Raw genomic sequence first — 16,395 nt, 5'->3', positions numbered from 1 at the left:
AATAACGGTTGTAAGGTGCTTGAAGTACCTTACAAGTGGGTTAAGTGGTGATTAAATGTCGCTTCTGAGGAAATACTGTCACAAGCTGAAAGTCAGCTAAAAATTGTCTTACTTGTTCGTATGTTCCTTAATGCTATTTTTACTACGAATGCGTCCACTTTCTAAGCATAAAAACCCTGCTTGCATCATGAAAACGAGGGCCGATGTCACTAATAACCAAGAATATTCTTCCATACTCATCCTAATTAATTAAAAAACGCACCAAAACGATTCGTCAATGATCGCGTATTTTCCTTGCAACGAACCATATCGAATCATTCAATAGTCAAGCCAACTTTTTATATCTTGCCACTTATGAAACCCAATAACAAAAAAGCCAATCTCTCGATTGGCCTTTTTGCTCGCTATTATCTTGTTTTATAAAGACTAACGTTTCTACTCTAGGTACAGACCATCAACTAAAGGTCAGTGTGTACTCACAAACCGCCAGATAATCCGCTTCTCGCTGTAAATTAGCCAGCGTCAGTGGTCGGCTGTCGAGCCAGCCAGATAAAAATTCAGCGTGCAAATGTTTACCCTCAGCACGTAGCGTGAAAATCGGCATGTCACCTTCTTTCCGATCGTTATGCAGCAAAATAGACAAACGCAATAAAATTGATAGACGGTCTAAGTCTTGTTGATCACTTTTGGTAAATTTGTAATCTAAAGACTGAGTAAACTTACGACGGTGTCGTAAAATTAAATTGGCGAGAGCTTGTTGTTCCTGTTGAGAGAAGCCAGGCATATCTGACTCTCGAATGATGTAACCACCATGCTTATGGTAACGACTGTGGGAAATCCCCACCCCGACTTCATGCAGTAAGCTGGCCCAGCGCAGCAGGTCTTCACTGGAAATGCTGTTCAAGCTCCAACTGCTTTTTACCTGTTCAAGCGCGGACAAGGCCGTATGAGTCACCAGTTTGGCTTGCTCAGTATCAATATGATACTGATTAAGCATATAGTTAACAGTGCGCTCACGAATGTCTGAATCCGCATAACGCCCCATGATATCGTACAGCACCCCTTCTCTTAGAGCCCCTGTCGAGAAGTCCATTTGCTTTATATCAAAACACTCAAATACGGCCGTTAATATGGCGATACCCGCTGCAAACGTCCCCTTTCTCTCTGGCTTTAAACCGACGATTTCAAGGTTATCTGCATGACCGGCCGCAAATAACACTTTTTGAATTTGCTTGAGCGTTTTAGGCGTAATGCCTTTTTTACTCCAGTTGTTTTCCTTAACAATATTAAAGGCGGCTTTAATGGTGCCTGAAGAACCAATGGCCACGTCCCATGTTTCGTCTAAGTAATCGTCTTGAATACTTAATAGCTCTAGGCGTGCCGCTGTCACAGCCTTTTGAAAGTTAGACTTATTAATCACACCATCGCCAAAAAAACGCTGTTTAAAACTGACGCACCCCATATGAAGGCTTTCAGTGAGAATAGGGTCAAGTTGCTTACCAATAACAAACTCGGTACTGCCGCCACCTATGTCCACCACCAAGCGCTTAGACTCACCGTGATCCATGGTTCTTGCTACACCCACATAAATCAAACGCGCCTCTTCACGACCCGCTATGATTTCGACCGGATGACTCATGATGTCCATCGCTTTGCCAATGAAGTCGTATCGATTCTTCGCAACACGTAACGCATTGGTACCGACAACACGAACCGAGCCCGGTGGCATATCTTCAATCACTTGTGCAAACTGCGACAAACAATCTAATCCACGCTGTTGTGACGCGTCATCTAAATAACCGTCAACCAAACCCGCTGCTAGTTGGACTTTTTCACCAAACTCCCCAGTAATACGTAACTGCCCATGGGTGATTTGTGCAATAACCATATGAAAACTGTTTGAGCCAAGATCAATAGCGGCAATTTTTTCGAAAGGAAAATCATGAGATTGTTGCAAAAAGAGTGATTGCATTCAAAAAGCCTTACGTTGCGAAAGTCAGAATGTGGCTAAGAATATAGCAGTTGGATGTGCTTGTCATTGTCTGCTAAAACGCAAAAAAGTACACTTATTGGGCGGCATTTTAATGACAAATAAATCTATTTTATGAATAAACCACTCTTTGCATCAAAAATTGCTACCGTAAACTGGCTATTTAAACGCTAAACACAGAATTTGGTCAAAAATTTAGCAGAAAGTCTTTTTTTCCTAAATTTCACTATAGACCTCGCGTTTAACTCGCACTATAGTACTAATGATCTTAATAACAAGCCTGCACGATGCAACTTGTATAAGATCCCAATCAAATTGTTTCGCGCTGTATTGGCTCAGCCCTATCCGGGCTAATGTAAACCAAAGCATATAATTTAACCCTGTTGTTTTCGTTTTCTGCCGAATAGCTGATACATTGTTAAATACTTCCAGACACTCATTATTGTTAACGACTAACATAATTCCGTCATTCTTCCTCAAATGAGCTAATACAAAACCCGTTTATGAACCTTACCGACTTAAAACAGAAATCAGTACACGAACTTTTAGAAATCGCAGCAGAAATGGGCCTAGACAATATGGCTCGTTCTCGTAAACAAGATGTTATTTTTTCGATCTTAAAGCGTCATGCAAAAGGTGGGGAAGACATTTACGGCGACGGTATTCTAGAAATTCTTCAAGATGGCTTTGGCTTTTTACGTTCACCTGACAGCTCCTATCTTGCGGGCCCAGATGATATTTACGTTTCTCCAAGTCAAATTCGACGCTTTAATTTACGCACGGGCGACACCATTGCTGGCAAAATCCGCCCCCCGAAAGACGGTGAACGTTATTTCGCTCTGTTAAAAGTAAACGAAATCAACTTCGATAAGCCGGAAAGCGTCCGTAATAAAATCCTTTTTGAAAACTTAACCCCTCTGTTCCCCGATGAGCGTTTGCTTATGGAAGCAGGTAACGGGTCTACGGAAGATGTTACATCACGTATTATTGACCTTGTTGCTCCTATGGGCAAAGGCCAACGAGCCTTGGTGGTTTCCCCACCGAAGGCGGGTAAAACCTTCATGTTGCAGAACATTGCTAACGCCATCACGCGTAATAACCCTGAGTGTCATCTGATCGTATTATTGATCGATGAGCGCCCTGAGGAAGTTACAGAGATGTCACGCACCGTACGCGGTGAAGTAGTGGCCTCTACGTTTGATGAGCCACCAGCACGTCACGTTCAAGTCGCAGAAATGGTGATTGAAAAAGCCAAACGTCTTGTAGAACACAAACGCGATGTCGTTATTCTGCTGGATTCCATCACACGTTTAGCACGTGCTTATAACACCGTGATTCCTTCCTCCGGCAAAGTATTAACGGGTGGTGTTGATGCCAATGCACTAGAACGTCCAAAACGCTTTTTTGGTGCAGCACGTAACATTGAAGAAGGGGGCAGCTTAACCATTATTGCCACCGCGCTTGTTGATACGGGCTCCAAAATGGACGAAGTAATCTTTGAAGAGTTCAAAGGAACGGGTAACTCAGAACTGCATTTGGATCGTAAGATTGCAGAAAAACGCACCTTCCCTGCCATCAATATTCGTCGCTCCGGCACACGCCGTGAAGATTTGTTGACGTCTGAAGATGAATTACAGCGTATGTGGATACTACGCAAGTTACTCAATCCCATGGAAGATGTTGCCGCCACTGAGTTTTTGATTGACCGACTTAAGGTCACTCAAACCAATGATGAATTCTTTGAATCCATGAAGGGAAAAAATAAGTAAGTAATACACTTACTAACGAAAGAGCCACTTCTTAAGTGGTTTTTTTTCATAACATGCTTAACTTAATGCCTGATAATGATGGTTCTACTGTCTTAGTTAGGTCAAGCACGACTTACATTGGAGTAGTTTAATGAAAGAGATTTCAGCGGCAGTCAAATCGGTTGAATTGATTAACCAAAATGTATATCAAATCACCTTGCACACAACTGAACTTAGCTTTGTTGCTGGTCAGTACTTGATGATTGTATTGCCCACTGGCGAGCAAGTGCCTTATTCTATTGGTAGTGCACCACATGAATTGCCTAACGTAACCCTGTATGTGCTCGTATCAGACAGCGGCTCCCTTGCCCATAAAATAGTAGAACATATTAAGGCGAATGATGAAATCACCACCAAAGCACCCGCCGGCAACTGTCACTTGCAAAGTGGTATACTAGAAAATAAACCGGAACACATTCTCTTAGTGGCTGGCGGAACAGGTTTTGCGCAGATAAAAAGCCTATTTGATACATTGAGTGAGCAAAACTTTGATGGAAAAGTCTCCCTTTATTGGGGAGTTCGTACTGCTCAAGACGTCTTTGCACAAGATTGGTTTGAGGAAGCACATAAGTACTCTCCGTTCTCTGTTGATCTTGTGGTCAATGAACCAAGCGACAATTGGCAGGGACGGGAAGGCTGGTTATACGAAGCGATCTTAGCGGATCACCCAGATCTTAGCCAGAGCGTTGCCTTTCTTTGCGGATCCGTAGGAATGGTATACGGCACACTGGATAAATTAGAAGAAAAAGGGCTCAGTATTGAACGCTGCTTCTCTGACGTATTTTCTTATGCACCACGCCCAGAAAAGCCCACGCTGTAGACGTATTTTCGACTACCGCTATCAGAAAAGGGACGCCTAAATTAGGCGTCCCTTTTCATTTTTTACAGGTAAAAAATATCTACTGATACAAGGAATAAATTACACCGCGCGCTTACATACTGTTTGCCATAGCGTCAAAATATTGGTTTGATCCGATTCTACAACGCCTTCTGCTTCCAAAGTCTCTGTCAAAGTCCCAGTGAAGGCCACATCAAACGCTTCTTTACCCTCTCCCTCAGCACTGCTGTGCAAACCCAACAAACCAAGTAGATAAGCACAATAAAACAGCTCATCGCCCTCTTCTGCTTGATGCTCTATTTCACGTAGTGTGTCGCATAATTGATCTGCGCGTTCTGAAAAAGTCATTGTCATAATCGATCTCATGTCTTGTGTATTAAGGTGCTGCGCCTAAAAACAGCGTGACTTGTAGCGCCAGTCATAAGCAAGCGCCCATAAAAAAGCTGGGAATGCCCCAGCTTTTATCGTAATCATCTTCGTTGACTTAAGTTAACCTGTCAAATTAAGGTTTAAGATTCAATGTCTCTAACGTACGAGCACGTACTGACAAAAGTAGATCCGTATCCTGAATCAACGACTGGCCATAAGAAGGCACCATTTCTTTCATTTTAGCTTGCCAGCTGGCATCTTGCAGACGATCTTGGAAACAACGCTCCAAAATACCAATCATGGTATTCACAGTCGTTGACGCACCGGGAGACGCACCTAACAAAGCCGCTAAAGAACCGTCTTTTGTCGCAATGGCTTCCGTACCAAATTCAAGCTTACCACCCAGCTTTTCATCTTTCTTGATGATTTGGACACGCTGCCCCGCATAAGCAAGCTTCCAATCTTTGTCTTGTGCTTCGGGGAAGAATTGTCTCAACGATGCACAACGATCTTTATGGGACTGTCTTACTTCACTGATTAAGTAACGAGTCAGGTCCATGTTGTTTTTACCAACACTCAACATAGGCTTGATGTTATTCAGCTTCACACTCTTTGGCAGATCCCAGAAAGAACCTGTTTTCAAGAACTTGGTTGTAAAACCAGCAAACGGACCGAATAGGATGGCTTTTTTACCATCGATAATACGTGTGTCGAGGTGAGGAACAGACATAGGCGGCGCACCAATAGGAGCAGCCCCATAGATCTTAGCAAAATGCTGCTCAACCAGTTCTGGCTTTTCACATACTAGCCACTGCCCACTCACAGGGAAGCCACCGTAACCATAGCTTTCTTCTACCCCAGCTTTTTGCAGCAAAGGTAAAGCACCACCACCAGCGCCTAAGAAAACAAACTTAGCATCAATGGTTTTACGTGTGCCATTTTGATCAATCGTCACATCCCAACGACCATCAGAGCGCTTTTTCAAACTTTTCACATCCGTGTTCAAAGAAAGCTCAAAGTTATCTTGATCAGTTAATAAGGAACCCATGTTACGAGCAATGGCACCAAAGTTAACGTCTGAGCCATGTTCAATACGAGTAGCGGCCAATGGCTCACTGTTATCACGATTCTTCATGACCAGTGGCATCCACTCTTGCATTTTTTCACGATCTTCCGTGTACTGCATTTCTTTAAAAGCGGGGTGTGCACTCATGGCAGCATGTCGAGCTTTGAGCTTTTTGACGTTGCTTTCGCCCCATACAAAACTTTGATGAGGAACGCGATTAATAAAGGCTTCCGGCTTAGGCAGTAAGCCTTTTTCCACCAAATAAGACCAGAACTGAAGACTGATCTCGAATGCCGCATTGATGTTAACGGCCTTGTCTATATTGACCGTGCCATCGTCATTTGCCGAGGTGTAGTTAAGTTCACAGTACGCTGCGTGGCCAGTCCCCGCATTGTTCCAGCCATCTGTACTTTCTTTTGCTACGCTGTCCAATCGCTCGACCATCATCATGGTCATGGAAGGATCTAGTTGCTTGAGTAACACTCCTAGGGTGGTACTCATGGCACCGCCCCCGACTAGTAAAACGTCTACAGAATTTGAGGTCATATGATTTCGCCGTGTCATAGCCAATGGTGAATATGAGAGTAATGTCGAAAAAGGGCTTTTGGCCAACAGGACAGTATTTTAGTATTCATACTAAGCTGCTTTCTTCATTCTCTTCTCAGAACGCCTTTGCTCGTAAGCCAGATATTCATAAAGTGAAATATTAGCCCTATAAAGGAGCCTGAATAGGTGTCAATTTATTATACGGATTTTACATCCAATGTCTTGAGACCTTAGTATTAGAAAAAATACAGCAAACAGCTTAAACTTTGTCAAAAACAAGGAATATTGGCTTATTTGTCGACAATAAAGCCGATTTTAACGACATAAGCAAAGAAGACAATGAGGATGAGTCGCTATGTTTAAAAAGCAATGTTCAGTATAAATATACTAAATTCTACTAATAGCATGGTAAATAAGGGGAAGAGTGTAGACATCGATTCAATCTACGCTCTCGTTATTAGATGAATAACGAGCAAAGAAAGTTAAGAGTGACAGACTCAGCAACCCCGTCACTCTTAACCTTATTCTATAAAGTGTTCTTTAATGTATTTTAGCTTCATCACCCAGCAATTCTGCCAGTTCACTTTCGAAAAACTCGTACTCCTCTGCACAGAACTGACAATCCACTTTAACGCTACCTTGCTCGATTAACACTTCACGAATCTCTTCGCTGCCTAACGACATGATGGCATCTAGCGTACGCTGACGAGAGCAAGAGCAGCCGAATTGCATTGACTTCGCTTCATATAAACGAATTTCTTCTTCATGATACAGTCGATGCAACAATTCACCGGTTTCCAGACCCAATAGCTCTTCTTCTTTCACCGTAGAAGCCAAGTGCGTTAGACGTTCCCATGCATCTTCATCGTTTGCTTTCGCCTGCTCATCGGGAAGACGTTGAAGAAACAAACCACCACATTGCGCGCCATTCGCGGCTAACCATACGCGGCTTGGCAACTGCTCAGATTGGGAGAAGTATTGCTCCAAACATTCTGACAGCGTATCGCCAACAAGCTCGACAATGCCTTGATAACGTTGACCATTGCGAGGCTGAATCGTAATCGCCAAGTAACCGCCTTTGAGGGCTTCTTTTAACGAAATAACGTCTGGAACCACTTGAGAATCATCCCATTGTGCGATGCCTCTCAGATTCTGATGTTCGTCACATTCTGTCATTAAAGTCGATAGAAAACCGTTGCCTTTCGCTTGTATCGTCAGCACACCATCGATCTTAACGATATCGCGCAGTAACGCGATGGCGGCGACAAACTCACCCAGTAACTTCTCTAGCACCAAAGGGTAGTCTTTTCGCTTGATAATCTCTTGATAGGCCTTGTTCAACAGTACACGCTCACCACGCACATTACTGCTATCAAAAGAAAAACGCTGTATTTCATTGATTGTTAGGTTGTTCACAAAGTACACCTTGGTCAGGCTAATGCCCGCGTAAAATTCAAATTAATATTGCGTTATTTTACCCTTGCATGATGGAATCATCCACTTTAAACCGTGTATAAACTAGGAATATACGTGCTGACTATTTCGTTTATTCTACTGGCACTCTAGAATGTCATAGATTGTATTTTTCCTGAAAAAACAACGTACCTGTCATTCATAGCAATACGAGATTCCGAGTTTTATGATCCAGTTTACCGAAGTCAGTTTACAGCGCGGCACCCAGTTCCTTCTTGAAAATGCCGACCTTACTATTTTTGAAGGTCAAAAAGTCGGCTTAATCGGTGCAAACGGCGCAGGTAAATCATCACTGTTCGCCATGATCAAAGGCGAGCTCCATGCCGATACTGGTGACGTCATATTACCGGGTCAACGCCGCATTGCTTTCATGGCGCAAGAAGTCGAAGAGACTCAACGGAGCGCATTAGATTACTGTTTGGATGGCGATGATCGCCTTAGACACATAGAAGAAAACATTGCTGCGGCTCAAGCGGCCGGTGACGATCACGCCCATGCCAACTGGTTGGGTGAATATGAAAATGCCCACGGCTACACAGCACAATCTCGTGGTGAAACCTTATTACAAGGATTGGGCTTTAAAATGAGCGACATGCAACGTCCTGTTGCGGATTTTTCTGGTGGCTGGCGTATCCGCTTAAACCTTGCCAAAGCGCTGATGTGTCCGTCTGATGTGCTGCTTCTTGATGAGCCAACCAACCACTTAGACCTTGATGCTGTAATGTGGCTAGAAAACTGGCTAAGACAATACCCAGGTACCTTGTTGCTTATCTCCCATGACCGAGATTTTCTTGATGGTATTTGTAGCCACATCGTTCACCTTTATCAAAAACAACTTGTGCTTTATAAAGGTAATTACTCTGACTATGAACGCCAACGCGCTGAACACCTCGCTCAACAACAAGCCAATTACGAAAAACAGCAGGAAAAACGTGCTCACTTACAACAATATGTCGAGCGCTTTCGTTATAAAGCCGATAAAGCGAAACAAGCACAAAGCCGCTTAAAAATGTTGGAAAAAATGGAAATCATTGGGCCTGCTCATATCGACTCTCAATTTCAATTTTCCATTCCTGTGGCCGAGAAAACCTCTCAGCTTCTTGTTAACTTATCTCAGGCCGACTTAGGGTATCTCTCAGATTCAGGCGTAAAAAGTATTCAACTGGCCAATACCAACTTTGCCCTTCGAGATGGTCAACGTATTGGTCTATTGGGACCAAATGGTGCTGGTAAATCGACCCTTATCAAATCCATTGTAGATGAAATCAAAGTGCTTGCTGGCGATCGCATCTGCGGTGAAAACTTAAAGATAGGCTACTTCTCTCAGCATCAGCTGAGCGCTCTGGACTTAGAGGCCTCACCACTCCTGCACATTCAACGCTTATCACCGAAAGTATTAGAAAGTGATATTCGTCGCTACCTTGGCGGGTTCGGCTTTATTGGTGATGATGCTCTGCGTGCGGTCAAAGGCTTTTCAGGTGGCGAAAAAGCACGCTTGGCTCTGTCGTTAATTTCTTGGACAAAACCCAACTTGTTAGTACTGGATGAGCCTACCAACCATTTAGACATCGAAATGCGTCAGGCATTAACAGAAGCACTTCAGGAGTTTCCTGGCGCTATTTTGTTGGTTTCCCATGATCGTCACTTATTAAACAGTACGGTTGATGAATTTTATCTGGTAGCCGACCATCAAATCCAAGCCTTTGATGGGGACTTATCCGCTTACCATGCCTGGCTGCAAGCACGACAAGCAAACGCCACACAGTCTGAAAAAAGCGAACAACTGGACAGCAAAATAGACCGCAAAGAAGAGCGCCGTAAAGCCGCTGAATGGCGTGAAAAATTACGCCCTCTTCGCAAGCAAATTGAGAAGTTTGAGAAAGCCGTACAAAAGGCACAAGATCATTTAGATCAAATTTCTACCGCCATGTCAGACAGCACATTGTATGAAGCGGAGCATAAATACAAATTACAATCACTACTCAGCGATGAAGCCAAATGGAAAAAGGCTCAGGCCGAAAGTGAAGAAGCGTGGTTTGAAGCGCAAGAGACCCTTGAAGAAGCGGAAGCCCAACTGGCAGAGTCACAGTAAACTATCGATTTCTTGGGGAATACACATAAAAAGTGCCAAGCAAACGTAAAGTCTGACTGGGAAGAGGCTTTTGCGCCAATACTGTCTTAATATTGTCATAATAGTAACGTACATTAATAAACAGCGATAAAGGAGAAATATTGGATGACCTTTCCATACACTCGTATGCGCCGCATGCGTAAAAATGATTTTTCTCGCCGCCTTATGCGTGAACACCGTTTAACTGCCGACGACTTAATTTATCCTATGTTCATCATTGAAGGGGATAACGTTCGTGAAGCCATTCCTTCGATGCCAAACATTGAGCGTCTTTCCATAGACCTATTGCTTCAAGAGGCAAAAGAATTGGTCGAACTGGGTATACCCACTATTGCCCTTTTCCCTGTGGTCAACAGCGATAAAAAATCGTTACTGGCCGAAGAGGCTTATAATCCCGATGGCCTTGTTCAACGAGCGGTGCGCGCATTAAAAAAAGCGTTCCCCGATTTGGGTGTATTAACCGATGTTGCACTTGACCCTTACACAACCCACGGTCAAGACGGCATCATTGACGATGACGGCTATGTACTCAACGATATCACCGTAGATACCTTGGTAAAACAGGCCATTTCACATGCCCAAGCCGGTGCCGACGTCGTTGCTCCCTCCGATATGATGGATGGTCGTATTGGGGAAATACGTGATGAACTTGAAGCGGAAGGTCATATCAATACACTCATCATGGCGTATGCCGCGAAATACGCATCGGCTTACTATGGTCCATTCCGTGATGCCATTGGCTCAAGTGGCAACCTAGGCAAAGGAAACAAATTCACTTACCAAATCGATCCAGCGAACTCTAATGAAGCGATCCGCGAAGTCATGCTCGACATCGAAGAAGGCGCTGATATGGTGATGGTCAAACCTGGTATGCCTTACCTTGATATCGTGCGCCGTGTTAAAACAGAACTTGAAGTGCCAACATTCGCTTATCAGGTGAGCGGTGAGTATGCGATGCATATGGCGGCGTTTCAAAATGGCTGGCTTGACAAAGACAGCATTATGATGGAGTCCTTACTGGCCTTTAAACGCGCTGGTGCAGACGGCATATTGACCTACTTTGCCAAAGACGCAGCGCGTCTGCTAAAGCCTAAAGCAACCCTATAAACCAAATGACCGTCAGGCTACGTTGGTGTGTTTTGTTGCTTATGATGATGAACACTCACCATAAGAACACCACACTAACGGCACAATAAAAACAGTATTTAAAGAGAACAAAAACACATGTCTGAGCAGTCAGTGAACGAAATGGAAAAAAAAGATCCTATTGAACAGTCCCCTTTGGAACTGGACTCTGAGTTGGTTTTAGAGCCTATTCCAGAGCAGCCACAAGACCCTAACAAGATTGCAATTGAAGAACGTTTGCCAGAAGAAATCGACTTGGCAGACCCAGAGTTGTATTTCAATCGTGAATTGAGTCACTTACAGTTCAATGCTCGTGTTCTTGAGCAAGCTATGGACGAAAACCATCCTATTTTAAATAGATTGATGTTTCTCTGTATTTTTAGCTCAAACATGGATGAGTTTTTTGAAATTCGTGTCGCTGGCTTAAAAAGCCAACTGGAATACAGTCGCGAAAAAAATGGTCCCGATGGCATGCACCCTAAGAAGGTGCTACGCCTCATTAGTGATCACGCACACAAGCTTGTACGCCGTCAATATCGCATTTTAAATGACATCATCTTTCCAAAGCTGGCCAACGAAAACGTTAAGTTTATTCGCCGTTCGGTTTGGAATGAAAAGCAAGCGGCATGGGTAAAGCGCTACTTTAAAGACAACGTATTGCCCATCATCAGCCCGATTGGACTCGACCCTGCACACCCCTTCCCCCGGCTCGCCAACAAGACCTTTAACTTTGTTGTGGAACTAGAGGGACGAGATGCATTCGGACGAGAAAATGGCCTAGCCATCGTTCCAGCCCCAAGCTCATTACCACGCTTAGTAAAGCTGCCAGATGATGTGTGTGATGGCGGCGATAATTTGGTATTTTTGTCTTCTATTATTCATGCTCACGCCGATCAGTTATTTCCTGGAATGATGGTCAAAGGGTGTTTTCAATTCCGCTTAACCCGTAATGCTGACCTCGAAGTAGACTCCGATGACATTGGTGTCGATCTCGCCGGTGCACTACGTACCGAGTTGCAAAGCCGGCATTATGGTAGTTCCGTTCGCTTGGAAATTGCAGAAAATTGCCCTCTACACATTGTCGACTCCTTGTTAAAGCAATTTGATTTAGAACAGCAAGATTTATATCGCATTGATGGTCCCGTTAATCTAAGCCGTTTAATGGCAGTGTTAGAACTGGTTGATCGCCCTGACTTAATGTATCCCCCCTTCTCTCCAGGGTTACCCAGAAAACTTGCTAGTTCAGGTGGACTATTTGAAGCGATTCGTCAGCGCGATTATCTGTTAATGCACCCTTTTGAGAGTTTCTCGCCTGTTATCGACTTGCTTAGTGAAGCTGCAAAAGACCCCCATGTCGTTGCCATTCGACAGACACTGTACAGAACCGGCGCTCGCTCACCGATTGCGAATGCTCTCGTTGAGGCGGCACGTAATGGTAAAGAAGTCACCGTGGTCATTGAACTTAGGGCTCGCTTCGATGAGGCTGAAAACTTAGCACTCGCCAGTCGCCTACAAGACGCTGGCGCAATCGTTGTGTACGGTGTAGTACGTCATAAAACACACGCTAAAATGATCCTCATTGTCCGTCGAGAAGGCAGCGATCTCACTCGATATGTTCATCTGGGAACAGGTAACTACCACGCTGGTAACGCACGACTTTATACCGATTACAGTTTTATGACTTGTGATAAAGAAATCGGCGATGATGTGCATCGCGTCTTTCAACAACTAACAGGGATGAGCAAAGAGTTAAGAGTCAAAAAACTTCTGCATGCTCCTTTCACACTTCGAGATCGATTGCTTGAGATGATTAACCGTGAAGCTGAAAACGCGCTCAACGGTGACCCTTCGCGTATCATTATCAAAGTTAACTCCCTAACAGAGCAACGTCTTGTTCAGGCGTTGTACAAAGCGTCCCAGGCTGGGGTAAAGATCGACTTGATTATTCGTGGTATTTGTACGCTACGCCCTGGCATAAAAGGTATTTCATCTAATATCCGTGTACGTAGCGTCATTGGGCGCTTTCTCGAACACACTCGGGTGTATTATTTTTACAACAACCGCAACCCTCAGGTCTATTTGTCCAGTGCTGACGGTATGGATCGAAACCTCAATAACCGTATCGAAGTGGCTTTCCCTTTGCAAGATTACAAACAAACTCGTCGAGTTAAGAAAGAGCTTGAGTATTATTTAACGGATAATACTCAAAGTTGGTTGTTGCAAAGTGATGGATCTTATCAATTATCAAAGCCTAGAAAAGGCGAATATCGTAGTGCTCAACGTGCTCTATTAAGCGAGTTAGCAGACAACACTCGCTAACTACTTTATTTGCTTAACAAAGAAAAGAGCCAGTATGATGCATACTGGCTCTTTTTATTTTAACGCTCTTTATTTGCTCGATCACATTTGAAAAAGAAAGTTTTTAATCAAATCCTTACCGCCTTCTGTTGCAAAAGACTCAGGATGAAACTGAATACCTTGTATTGGGTATTCTTTATGGCGAATCCCCATTAACTCAAAGTCACCACCTTGATGAATCGTCGAGATATCGGCAAAATCCACTTCTTTTAAATCACCAACCGATGCCGTCACCTCTAGTACATCGGGAAAGCTTTCGGCTTCAGCAATTAAAGAGTGATAACGCATCACCTCTAACTGATCCGGAATATCGTGGAAAATACCTTGGCGGTTGTGCGTAATAGGGCTGGTTTTACCGTGCATAGGCAAAGGCGCTTTCACGACGTTTCCACCAAAAACATGGCAAATCCCCTGCATCCCTAAGCAAACACCCATCAGTGGAATCGTTTTACCAAATTCTAAAATAACGTCGGCACACACACCAAAGTAGGCTTTATCTTCTGGTGAACCCGGCCCAGGTGAAATGATAATTCGATCTGGAGCCGCGGTTCGAATATCTTCCAAGGTAACTTCATCATTGCGTTTTACGATGACCTCAAATGCTTGAAGTCGACCGTGGCTTTTCTCTGTCTCTAACACTTCACCAATAAACTGATACAGGTTATAAGTAAAAGAATCGTAGTTATCGATAATGTACACTTTCATGCTCTTTTCCTTGTCCCTTATCTTAAGCTTTATCAGGGGCGAAGCTGTCTAAGACACGCTTAGTGCCCGCAAACTTGCGCTGAATCTCTTCGTACTCATCTTCTGCATTTGAGTCGTAAACATTACCACCACACGTTTGTACATAGGCTTTATTGCCTTTAGCAAATACCGTACGAATAGGAATGGCAAACATACAATCGCCATTAAAAGAGAACTGACCAACTGCACCACCATAAGGGCCACGACCATCACTTTCTAAGTCATCGATAATTTTCATGGCTTCGATTTTTGGCGCACCCGTTAATGTGCCTGCTGGAAAATTACTTGCCAATGCAGAAAACATGTCGTGCTCTTCTGCCATGATTCCGACGATCTCACTCGAAATATGTTGAACGTGGCTAAAGCGCTTAATGTCCATCAGACTTCGCACCTTGACGGTACCAAACCGAGCGACACGACCAATATCATTTCTATGTAGGTCAACGATCATGTTGTGTTCAGCAATTTCTTTCGGGTCATTTAGCAACGCACGAGCAAATGCAGTATCTTCTGTTGCGTCTTTGCCACGCTTAGCGGTTCCTGCTAAAGGAAATGTCTCCATCTCACCTTGACGCACCCGGAACAATAATTCAGGGCTTGCACCGATGACTTTTTGCTCACCAAATTTGATGTAATACATTTGTGGAGATGGGTTTACTTCACGAAGCTGTTCATACAAATTGATGGTATCACCTTCCATATCAAACCATTTCTTAAAGCCCACTTCACACTGAAAAACTTTGCCATCAATAATATCTTGTTTGACCTTAGCCACCGCATCAGCGTGATCAGACTTAGTCATTGACTCGCCAGCAGGTTTTACCGTGAAAGGGCCATTCTCTGGCGTCTCAGACGCCATAATGTCATTCACAAGTGCAAGACGACTGCCGTCGCTTTTTTCATCATCGTAGAAAAAATAAAATACTTCACCTGTCATCTTGTCAAATACAAGGCCATCTTTGTATAGACCAAAACGGAAGGTATCGAACATCTCACTGGATTGCAAATCCAACGACGGTTCAAAGTAATTCATGCTGTCGTAGCCAATGTAACCCGTTAAACCGCCCGAAAAGCTACGCGATAAAATATTTTGTGGAACAATATCTCTTAATAAATAGTATGGATTGTCTGACTCATACGACTCAACGCGGCCATCACGTTCTTCTATAAATAACTGCTTTCCTTCAGCCCAAATTAATTTTTCAGGATCAAAACCTATTATCGAATGGCGAGAGATAAAACTTTCTTCACCAAGAGATTCCAGCATAAAACAGTTATCAAAACGCTTTTCAATTTTTTTGAATAAATCAAAAAAGTTACAATCGGCGCCAATGGTCACGTACTTAGGCTTTCTCGGTAACGTAATTCGTTCCGGTTTTTTATAATCTTGACTCATATCTCTTTCAATTCCTTTAATGCTCGGGAACCACGGGTAACGGTGGCAATACCCACACCTAACTGTTTTGAAATGTCCCGCTGGGGAACACCTTCGTCTAACAAGGCGATGATTTTTAAACGGCGCACCATTTCACTGATCTCGTTCGGCGTCAGCAATACGGTTAAACGCTTCTCTAGCTCGGCGGCATCATCGACTTCGGATAAAAACTGGATCAAGTCCTTCATTGGGAATGTATCTCTAATGACTCTTATAAAAAGGCCTATGTATTCACGTACTAGTACAATATAGAAATCGTTACTGTCAATCAAGCAAAGAAAGGCATTTTAGCGCATTATATTTTCGTCATATAAATAGAAAAATAAGGGAAAGAGAGATCTGCGTCTTGTTCTCACATTGAGTATTACAGTGAGAGGTGTGAAGGGTACAAAACGAAAAAAACCCTGACAGCGTATGCTATCAGGGCTTCTCGTGTTTAAAGCTTGACGACGACCTACTCTCACATGGGATCCCCCACACTACCATCGGCGATGGCGCTTTTCACTTCTGAG

General features: G+C 43.6%; 13 protein-coding genes. 5 read left to right on the top strand and 8 right to left on the bottom strand.

Translation table 11 applies throughout. The features are described 5' to 3' along the window. Nucleotides 1-108: 108 nt before the first annotated feature. Nucleotides 109-234: a hypothetical protein gene (locus LG368_RS14410; protein ID WP_226755413.1), complete on the bottom strand. Its 126-nt coding sequence runs from the start codon at nucleotides 232-234 to the stop codon at nucleotides 109-111. Nucleotides 235-454: 220 nt separating this feature from the next. Continuing rightward, nucleotides 455-1,972: a Ppx/GppA phosphatase family protein gene (locus tag LG368_RS14405; RefSeq protein WP_226755412.1), complete on the bottom strand. Its 1,518-nt coding sequence runs from the start codon at nucleotides 1,970-1,972 to the stop codon at nucleotides 455-457. A 521-nt stretch (nucleotides 1,973-2,493) separates the two neighbouring features. Here LG368_RS14405 and rho point away from each other — a divergent pair. Both rho and LG368_RS14395 read left to right on the top strand, forming a co-directional pair. Then, nucleotides 2,494-3,759 (top strand): transcription termination factor Rho, encoded by a 1,266-nt coding sequence (gene rho, locus LG368_RS14400; protein ID WP_226755411.1) that lies wholly within the window; start codon nucleotides 2,494-2,496, stop codon nucleotides 3,757-3,759. Between the two features lie 130 nt (nucleotides 3,760-3,889). Next, the gene (locus LG368_RS14395; RefSeq protein ID WP_226755410.1) at nucleotides 3,890-4,618 is read left to right on the top strand and encodes an NAD(P)H-flavin reductase; all 729 of its coding nucleotides are present in this window, start codon (nucleotides 3,890-3,892) and stop codon (nucleotides 4,616-4,618) included. Between the two features lie 99 nt (nucleotides 4,619-4,717). On the opposite strand, the gene LG368_RS14390 is transcribed toward LG368_RS14395, so the two are convergent. The 3 genes from LG368_RS14390 to hslO all read right to left on the bottom strand — a co-directional run bounded on the left by LG368_RS14390 (nucleotide 4,718) and on the right by hslO (nucleotide 8,033). Then, on the bottom strand, nucleotides 4,718-4,990 hold the full coding sequence (locus LG368_RS14390) for a hypothetical protein (RefSeq protein WP_226755409.1): 273 nt from the start codon (nucleotides 4,988-4,990) through the stop codon (nucleotides 4,718-4,720). 148 nt (nucleotides 4,991-5,138) lie between these two features. Next, the gene (gene mqo, locus LG368_RS14385) at nucleotides 5,139-6,617 is read right to left on the bottom strand and encodes a malate dehydrogenase (quinone) (protein ID WP_420827971.1); all 1,479 of its coding nucleotides are present in this window, start codon (nucleotides 6,615-6,617) and stop codon (nucleotides 5,139-5,141) included. A 540-nt stretch (nucleotides 6,618-7,157) separates the two neighbouring features. After that, nucleotides 7,158-8,033, bottom strand: a complete 876-nt coding sequence (gene hslO, locus LG368_RS14380) for an Hsp33 family molecular chaperone HslO (RefSeq protein ID WP_226755407.1) — start codon at nucleotides 8,031-8,033, stop codon at nucleotides 7,158-7,160. A gap of 223 nt (nucleotides 8,034-8,256) precedes the next feature. On the opposite strand from hslO, the gene LG368_RS14375 reads away from it, so the two are divergent. The 3 genes from LG368_RS14375 (at nucleotide 8,257) to ppk1 (ending at nucleotide 13,665) form a co-directional block, all read left to right on the top strand. Continuing rightward, the gene (locus tag LG368_RS14375) at nucleotides 8,257-10,182 is read left to right on the top strand and encodes an ATP-binding cassette domain-containing protein (protein ID WP_226755406.1); all 1,926 of its coding nucleotides are present in this window, start codon (nucleotides 8,257-8,259) and stop codon (nucleotides 10,180-10,182) included. A 144-nt stretch (nucleotides 10,183-10,326) separates the two neighbouring features. Further along, nucleotides 10,327-11,328 (top strand): porphobilinogen synthase, encoded by a 1,002-nt coding sequence (gene hemB / locus LG368_RS14370; RefSeq protein ID WP_226755405.1) that lies wholly within the window; start codon nucleotides 10,327-10,329, stop codon nucleotides 11,326-11,328. A gap of 117 nt (nucleotides 11,329-11,445) precedes the next feature. Beyond that, nucleotides 11,446-13,665 (top strand): polyphosphate kinase 1, encoded by a 2,220-nt coding sequence (ppk1, locus tag LG368_RS14365; RefSeq protein WP_226755404.1) that lies wholly within the window; start codon nucleotides 11,446-11,448, stop codon nucleotides 13,663-13,665. 81 nt (nucleotides 13,666-13,746) lie between these two features. On the opposite strand, the gene LG368_RS14360 is transcribed toward ppk1, so the two are convergent. From LG368_RS14360 to LG368_RS14350, 3 genes are read right to left on the bottom strand one after another with little or no spacing between them, the layout of a single operon-like run. Further along, the gene (locus tag LG368_RS14360) at nucleotides 13,747-14,409 is read right to left on the bottom strand and encodes an anthranilate synthase component II (protein ID WP_226755403.1); all 663 of its coding nucleotides are present in this window, start codon (nucleotides 14,407-14,409) and stop codon (nucleotides 13,747-13,749) included. A 22-nt stretch (nucleotides 14,410-14,431) separates the two neighbouring features. After that, nucleotides 14,432-15,844, bottom strand: a complete 1,413-nt coding sequence (locus LG368_RS14355) for an anthranilate synthase component I family protein (protein WP_226755402.1) — start codon at nucleotides 15,842-15,844, stop codon at nucleotides 14,432-14,434. After that, entirely contained in the window at nucleotides 15,841-16,071 is a 231-nt protein-coding gene (locus tag LG368_RS14350) for a Trp family transcriptional regulator (RefSeq protein ID WP_226755401.1), read from the bottom strand. The genes LG368_RS14355 and LG368_RS14350 overlap by 4 nt, the downstream gene beginning before the upstream one ends. Nucleotides 16,072-16,395: the final 324 nt, after the last annotated feature.

Source organism: Marinomonas algarum (assembly GCF_020532605.1).
Lineage (GTDB): Bacteria > Pseudomonadota > Gammaproteobacteria > Pseudomonadales > Marinomonadaceae > Marinomonas > Marinomonas algarum.
The sequence above is the reverse complement of the archived record's forward strand: the minus strand, read 5'-3'. Positions and strand labels throughout refer to the sequence as shown.